At 69.8% G+C, this 7785-nt stretch carries 6 protein-coding genes and 1 pseudogene; all 7 read left to right on the forward strand.

The annotated features are described in order from the left end of the window. Positions 1–29: 29 nt before the first annotated feature. Positions 30–1061 carry a DUF2332 domain-containing protein gene (locus QLH51_RS17525; protein ID WP_125661677.1) on the forward strand — a complete coding sequence of 344 codons (1032 nt, stop codon included), beginning with the start codon at positions 30–32 and terminating at the stop codon, positions 1059–1061. Beyond that, complete coding sequence (gene thiL, locus QLH51_RS17530; RefSeq protein ID WP_125661674.1) at positions 1058–1960, forward strand: thiamine-phosphate kinase; 903 nt, start codon at positions 1058–1060, stop codon at positions 1958–1960. The genes QLH51_RS17525 and thiL overlap by 4 nt, the downstream gene beginning before the upstream one ends. A gap of 96 nt (positions 1961–2056) precedes the next feature. Next, positions 2057–4231 (forward strand): sodium-translocating pyrophosphatase, encoded by a 2175-nt coding sequence (locus tag QLH51_RS17535; protein ID WP_125661669.1) that lies wholly within the window; start codon positions 2057–2059, stop codon positions 4229–4231. A 278-nt stretch (positions 4232–4509) separates the two neighbouring features. Further along, entirely contained in the window at positions 4510–6441 is a 1932-nt protein-coding gene (locus QLH51_RS17540) for an alpha/beta hydrolase family protein (RefSeq protein ID WP_125661666.1), read from the forward strand. Between the two features lie 272 nt (positions 6442–6713). Beyond that, positions 6714–6932 carry a translation initiation factor IF-1 gene (infA, locus tag QLH51_RS17545; RefSeq protein ID WP_003049127.1) on the forward strand — a complete coding sequence of 73 codons (219 nt, stop codon included), beginning with the start codon at positions 6714–6716 and terminating at the stop codon, positions 6930–6932. A gap of 28 nt (positions 6933–6960) precedes the next feature. Then, positions 6961–7530: a Maf family protein gene (locus QLH51_RS17550; RefSeq protein ID WP_125661758.1), complete on the forward strand. Its 570-nt coding sequence runs from the start codon at positions 6961–6963 to the stop codon at positions 7528–7530. After that, positions 7523–7785, forward strand: a pseudogene (locus QLH51_RS17555) (ribonuclease); the annotation flags it as partial. The gene QLH51_RS17550 and the pseudogene QLH51_RS17555, both read left to right, overlap by 8 nt.

A 7785-nucleotide genomic window follows, 5' to 3' on the forward strand; every position in this document is an offset into this window, starting at 1 on the left:
GGGCCAGCGGCGGGCGCAACACGCGCGCCATGGCCGACGAACCGACGAATCGCGAAGCCTTTCGCCAGCAGGCCGCCTTCTGCGCGGCGATGGACGCGCCGATCACGGCCGCCGTGTGCGATGCGCTCGCCACCGCCCTCACCCGCGACGGCCGGACCGGCCGGGCGGTGCTCGACTGGCCGGGCGAACCGATCCCCGACGCGCTGCCGCTGCGCCTCGTCGGGGGCCTCCATGCGCTCGCCCGCACCGGCATCGATCCCGCGCTGACCGGCCTGTTCGCGGGTACGGGCGATGCCGGGCCGATCCTGCGCCGGGTGCTGGTCGAACACGACGCCGCGCTGCTGCCATGGCTGGACGGCCCGCCGCAGACCAACGAACCGATGCGGTCCGGCGTGCTGATGGCCGGGCTGCTGGAGGTCGCGCGGCGCCACGGTCCGCGGCTCGAACTGCTGGAAATCGGGTCGAGCGCCGGGCTCAACCTGCTGATCGACCGCTATCGCTTCGATCTCGGCGGGGTAACGGTCGGACCGGAGCACGCGCCGGTCACGATCCGCCCCGACTGGCGCGGTCCCCCGCCGCCTGCGGTGCCGCTCCGGATCGACCGGGTGTGCGGCATCGATATCCAGCCGCTCGACGCCACCGATCCGGCAGTCGCGGCGCGCCTGTCCGGCTATATCTGGGCGGACCAGCCCGAACGGCAGGCGCGCCTCGCCGCCGCCACCGCGATGCTGCGCGACCGCCCGGTCGATCTGGCGCAGGGCGACGCGGTCGACTGGCTCCGCAACCGGCTCGCCGAACCGCAGGCGGAGGGCGTGACCCGTGTCCTGATGCACTCGGTCGTCTGGCAATATCTCGGCGACGCCCGCCGCGCCGCGATCACCGCGATGATGGCGCAGGCGGCGGCCCGCGCCACGCCCGGCCACCCGCTCGCGTGGGTCCGCATGGAGCCCGACCGCGTCCTGCAACGCCAGGAACTGATCGTGCAGAGCTGGCCCGGCCATGGCGAACCGGCGATGCTGGCGACCGCCCACGCCCATGGCGCATGGATCGCGCCGGCATGACCGAAGCCGACTTCCTCGGCCTGCTGCGCACCCTGCCGCTGCATCCCGGCGCGTTTGGGCTGACCGACGACGCCGCGCATCTCGGCGACCTCGTGCTGACCAAGGACCTGATCGTCGAAGACGTGCATTTCCTTACCCTCGATCCGCCGGCCGATGTCGCGTGGAAGCTGGTGGCGACCAACCTGTCCGACCTCGCGGCCAAGGGCGCGGTGCCGGTCGGGGTGATGCTCGGCTACCCGATCGGTGACGACGCATGGGACCGTGCCTTCCTGTCCGGGCTGGCCGACGTCCTGCGCGCCTTCGCCTGCCCCCTGCTCGGCGGCGATACGGTGAAGCTGCCCCCACGCGCCCCGCGCATCCTGTCGCTGACCGCCATCGGCCGCAGCCCCTATGCACCCCGCCGCGACGGCGCACGGGCGGGCGACGCGCTGTGGGTCACCGGCACGATCGGCGATGCCGGCGCGGGCCTCGCCATCGCGCGAGGGGCGGCGGGGCCGGCGACGCTCCTGCACCGCTACCGCCGTCCGACCCCGCGACTGGCGGCGGGACAGGCGCTTGCCCCCCATGTCCATGCGATGATGGACGTGTCCGACGGCCTGCTGATCGACGCCCGCCGCATGGCGGCGGCCAGCGGCCTTGCGGTGACGATCGATCTCGCGAGCGTGCCGCTGTCGGATGAGCTAAAAGCGTTCGGCCACGACGCCCTGAGTGCCGCCACGGCGGGCGACGACTATGAACTGCTGTTCGCCTGCGATGGCGAGCCGCCGGTCGCCGCGACCCGCATCGGCTCGTTCGCGCAGGGCGAAGGCTTGCACCTGTTCCGGAACGGCCAACCCATCCCCCTCCCCGACCGGCTGGGTTACCAGCACCAGAGCCTCCCCGTGCCGGGAAGGAATTAACGGTTGCGCCCCCCGCCCATCGGCATAAGCTGAACGGCTTCAGGGGCATCGACCCGACGAGACAGCCGGGCGACCCCATGCAGGAGGGGTTTGCGGATGACGATCGTCTATCTGGCCATGGCATGTGCCGCGCTGGCCATACTCTACGGCATCTTCACCAGTATGCAGGTGCTGCGCGCACCCGCGGGCGACGCGCGGATGCAGGACATCGCCGCCGCGATCCAGGAAGGGGCCAAGGCGTATCTGGGCCGCCAGTACCGCACCATCGCCATCGTCGGCGTCATCGTCGCCATCATCCTGTTCCCCACGCTGGGCGCGCTGTCGACCGTCGGCTTCGTGATCGGCGCGGTGCTGTCGGGCGTGGCGGGCTATGTCGGCATGGAGATTTCGGTCCGCGCCAATGTCCGCACCGCCGAAGCCGCGCGCCATTCGCTGCAGGGGGGCCTGACCATGGCGTTCCGCTCGGGCGCGATCACCGGGATGCTGGTCGCCGGGCTCGGCCTGTTCGCGATCGCCGGCATCTTCTGGTATCTCGTCGCCATCGCCGGCCATGGTCCGGGCGACCGCGAGGTCGTGGAGGCGCTGACCGCGCTGGCGTTCGGCGCGTCGCTGATCTCGATCTTCGCGCGGCTGGGCGGCGGCATCTTCACCAAGGCGGCGGACGTCGGCGCCGATCTGGTGGGCAAGGTCGAGGCCGGCATCCCGGAGGACGACCCCCGCAACCCGGCGGTCATCGCCGATAACGTCGGCGACAATGTCGGCGACTGCGCCGGCATGGCCGCCGACCTGTTCGAAACCTATGTCGTCACCATCGGCCTGACCATGGTGTCGATCGCGCTGCTGGTACAGGCACCGCCCGCCGAACTGCTGCGGCTGATGGCGTTGCCGCTGATCGTCGGCGGGGTGTGCATCGTCACCTCGATCCTCGGCACCTACATGGTCCGGCTGGGCAAGGGCCAGTCGATCATGGGTGCGCTGTACAAGGGGTTCTGGACCACCGCGCTGCTCGCCGTCCCGGCGATCTACTTCGCCGCCAGCTGGGCGCTGGGCGACCTGAACGCCGTGATCGGCGGCGCGGGCTTCCTCGATCCCGGCGGCGACACGCTGACCGTCGAGGGGGCACTGGGCGCACAGGCGCCGGTCGCCGGACAGAGCTTTACCGGCATGGACCTGTTCTGGTGCATGATGATCGGCCTCGTCGTCACCGCCGCCCTGGTGTGGATCACCGAATATTACACCGGCACCGCCTATCGCCCGGTCAAGTCGATCGCGAAGGCCAGCGTCACCGGCCACGGCACCAACGTCATCCAGGGGCTGGCGATCAGCCTCGAATCGACCGCGCTGCCGACGCTGGTGATCGTCGTCGCGGTGGTCGCGTCGTACCAGCTGGCCGGGATCATCGGCGTCGCCTTCGCCGCCACCGCGCTGCTGGCGCTCGCCGGCATGGTCGTCGCGCTCGACGCGTACGGCCCGGTCACCGACAACGCCGGCGGCATCGCCGAAATGGCCAACCTGCCCGACGAAGTCCGCCGCCGCACCGACGCCCTCGACGCGGTCGGCAACACGACCAAGGCGGTGACCAAGGGCTATGCGATCGGCTCCGCCGCGCTCGCCGCGCTGGTGCTGTTCGGCGCCTACACCACCGACCTGAAGCTGTTCTTCCCCGACCTGACCGTCGATTTCTCGCTGTCCAATCCGTACGTCATCGTCGGGCTGCTGCTCGGCGCGCTGCTCCCCTATCTCTTCGGCGCGTTCGGCATGACCGCGGTCGGCCGGGCGGCGGGTTCGGTGGTCGAGGACGTCCGCGCCCAGTTCCGCGACGACCCCGGCATCATGGCCGGCACCAGCCGTCCCAATTACGGCCGCACCGTCGACATCGTCACCCGCGCCGCGATCCGCGAGATGATCGTGCCCTCGCTGCTCCCCGTCCTCTCTCCCGTCGCGGTCTATTACGTCGTGACGCTGGTGGCCGGACAGGCACAGGGGTTCGCGGCGTTGGGCGCGATGCTGCTCGGCGTCATCGTCTCGGGCCTGTTCGTGGCGATCTCGATGACCAGCGGCGGCGGCGCGTGGGACAATGCCAAGAAATATATCGAGGACGGCAACCACGGCGGCAAGGGCAGCGAGGCGCACAAGGCGGCCGTCACCGGCGACACGGTGGGCGATCCGTACAAGGACACCGCGGGGCCGGCGGTGAACCCGATGATAAAGATCACCAACATCGTGGCGCTGCTGCTGCTGGCGGCACTGGCCGGGGGTGGCGCGGGATAGCGTTTGATCCACCCGAACGGAAACGTCACCCCAGCGCAGGCTGGGGTCTCTGTCGACTCCTGCCGCGCGCTACCACCGGGAGATCCCAGCCTGCGCCGGGGTGACATCCGTTCCGATATGGACGGCGCCAACCCCGGCGATTCCCGGTTGCACCCCGCCGCCCACGAGCTACCCTGTCGACCGGACGGCGGGGGCTTTTCGACAGCGGAACGACGGGCGGCACCGGGGGGTGCCGTACCTGTTCCCGACCCCGAATCCGTTACGTGGGGGAATGTCGGATGCGGTGGCTGCCTTGGATCGCGATTGCTCTTGCCGGGGCGCTGCCGGCGCAAAGCCCGCCCGCATCGGCCCCGGCCGATCCCGCCGCCGTCGTGCCGATCACCGCCTTCGCCGAACTGCCGCTGCTCGAATCGCCCAAGCTGTCGCCCGGCGGCACCCGCGTGCTGGCCAAGGGTGCGGTGGGCGGACAGCAGGTGCTGCTCATCACGTCGCTGGTCAATGCGAACGACCGCCACACGCTGGGCGCGCCCGAGAATACCGACATCAACTGGTGGCGATGGGTCAACGACGACTGGCTGCTGATCGGGCTGGGCGCGCAGCAGGACTATTACGGCCACGACATCTACGTCACCCGCGTGCTGGCGGTCAGCACCGACATGAAGACGACGCGCCGGCTCGACTGGACCGCGTCTGGCGTCCGTGCCGACGACGTGCTGTGGGTCGCGCATGACGGCAGCCCGCGCATCCTGCTGTCGCGCCAGACCGGCATGCAGAGCGAGGAGGACTTCTACCCCTCGGTGTTCGAGATCGACGTATCGACCGGCAAGTCGCGCCGCGTCGCGCAGGGGCGCCCGAACGTCTACAGCTGGTATGCCGATGGCGAGGGTCAGGTCCGCGCCGCCTATCAGTATAACGACAGTTCGCGCAGTTCGGCGCTGCTCTACCGCGCGAACAACAACGAGAGCTTCCGCACCGTCGCCCGCCGCGCGCGCAAGGACGCCGACGGGATCACCATCCCGCTGACCTTCCGCGCCGATGGCACCGCGGTCGCGTTCGACGACGACGACGGCTTCACCGCGCTGTACGACGTGTCGCTCCCCGACCTGAAGCTCGGCAAGAAGCTGTACGCGCTGGAGGGCTACGACGTCGACGGCATCATCGACAATGCCGACGAGAACGACGTGATCGGCGCCAGCGTCATCGGCCAGTTCGGACGCTCGGTCTGGTTCGACGAACGGCTGAGGGAATTGCAGAAGGCGATCGACGGATCGGTCGGCGATCGCCGCGCCCGCATCGTGTCGTGGAACCGCGACCGCAGCCGCTTCCTGATCGAGGTCGGCACGGCGTCGCAGCCCGGCGGGCTGTATTTCTGGGACACCGGCAATGCGAAGATGAACCGCATCGCGTGGAACAGTTCGGCGCTGCAAAACCGCCGCCTCTCGACCGTCAGCACCATCCGCTACGCCGCGCGCGACGGGACCCCCATCGAGGCGGTGCTGACCATGCCGCGCCACCGCGCAGGTCAGAAGAACCTGCCGCTGATCGTCCTGCCGCATGGCGGCCCTTCGGCACGCGACAGCGAGGGCTGGGACTGGTGGACGCAATATCTGGCCGAGATCGGCTATGTCGTCGTCCAGCCGAACTATCGCGGATCGTCGGGCTATGGCGTCGCCTTTGCCAAGAAGGGCGCGGGCCAATGGGGCCTGAAGATGCAGGACGACCTGAACGACGCGGTCACCCATCTGGCGAAGGAAGGCATCGCCGACCCGAAACGCGTCTGCATGGTCGGCGCCTCTTACGGCGGCTATGCGGCGATGCGGGCGGCGCAACGCGACGGCAAGCTGTATCGCTGCGCCATCAGCTATGCCGGCGTGTCCGACCTCGCCGCGCTGCGCCGCTACGACAGCCAGTTCCTCAACGGCCGCACCATCGGCGACTGGCTGCGGAACCAGGCGCCCGATTTCCAGTCGGTCTCGCCGCGCTTCCACGCCAGCGATTTCGCGACGCCGATCCTGCTGATGCACGGCAAGGTCGACAAGCGCGTACCCGTCGCCCAGTCGCGCCAGCTGGCCGCCGAACTCAAGCGCGCCGGCAAGCCGCACCGCTATGTCGAACAGCCGCTGGGCGACCATTTCTTCTCGCGCGGGCAGGACCGGCTGCAGTTCCTGCAGGAAATGACGACGTTCCTGAAGGAGCATAACCCGGCGTAACGCCATCCATCATCCCCGCGCAGGCGGGGATCCATAGACGCTACCGTAGCGAATCCTGCATGACGGTCAGCGTCAATGGATTCCCGCCTGCGCGGGAATGACGAAGGTGGGGCCACCCTTGCCCTCCCCGCCGCCACTCCCTATCTCGCCATTACAGCGTCGACCGGCCGTGCGCGTCGCGGGTCCGGTCGTTCGTGCTTTCCTTTTTTCGACGCAGCGCCTATGGGAACCCGCCCGGTTGCCGGTGCGCCACAATTTCACGAGGTATCTGTTTGGCGAAGGAAGAACTTCTCGAAATGCGCGGCCAGGTGGTCGAACTGCTGCCCAACGCGATGTTCCGCGTCCGGCTCGAGAACGATCACGAGATCCTGGGGCACACCGCCGGCAAGATGCGCAAGAACCGCATCCGCGTGCTGGTCGGCGACGAAGTCCTTGTCGAACTCACCCCCTATGACCTGACCAAGGGTCGCATCACCTACCGCTTCAAGTAAGCGGGTCCGCATGACCGGACGCTCGGCCATGCGCCTGATCCTTGCCTCGACCTCGCCGCGTCGCCGCGACCTGCTGGCGCGGATCGGCGCGGTGCCCGACCGGGTCGAGGCGCCCGACATCGACGAAACCCCGCTGAAGGGCGAACTGCCGCGCCCCTATGCCCTCCGCCTTGCCGAGGCGAAGGCGCGCGCGATCGGGCCGCAGGAGGGCGCGGTGGTGCTGGCCGGCGACACGACCATCGCGGTCGGCCGTCGCATCCTGCCCCCCGCCACTACGCAGGACGTCCAGCGCGAACTGCTCGGCCTGCTCTCCGGCCGCCGCCACCACTGCCTGTCGGCGGTGTGCCTGCTGATGCCCGACGGGACGGCGCGTATCCGTGTCAGTGACACGATCGTCGCGTTCAAGCGCCTCGAACCGCGCGAGATGGACGCCTATGTCGCGTGCGGCGAAGGGCTGGGCAAGGCCGGTGGCTATGCGATCCAGGGGCGGGCGGAGGCGTTCGTCCGCTTCCTGTCGGGCAGCCATTCGGGCGTGATCGGCCTGCCGCTGTTCGACACCCGCGCGCTGCTCGAAACCGCCGGCGTCCCGCTTGGCTGACTGGATCGTCGAGCGCGGCATCGGCGAGATCCGCGCCGCGCGGATCGAGGGGGACACCATCGTCGAGGCGCGGATCGAACCCGACGACGCCCTGCGCGCCGGCACGATCCTGTCCGCCCGCCTCGTCCGCCGCATTCCCGCCCGCGGCGAGGGCATCGTCGCATGGGACGGTGGCGAGGCGCTGCTCCACCCCCTGCCGCGCACCGTGACCGAGGGCGGCACGCTGCTGGTCGAGATTACCCGCCCGCCCACGCC

It is taken from the genome of Sphingomonas sp. 2R-10 (assembly GCF_030062225.1).
Lineage (GTDB): Bacteria > Pseudomonadota > Alphaproteobacteria > Sphingomonadales > Sphingomonadaceae > Sphingomonas.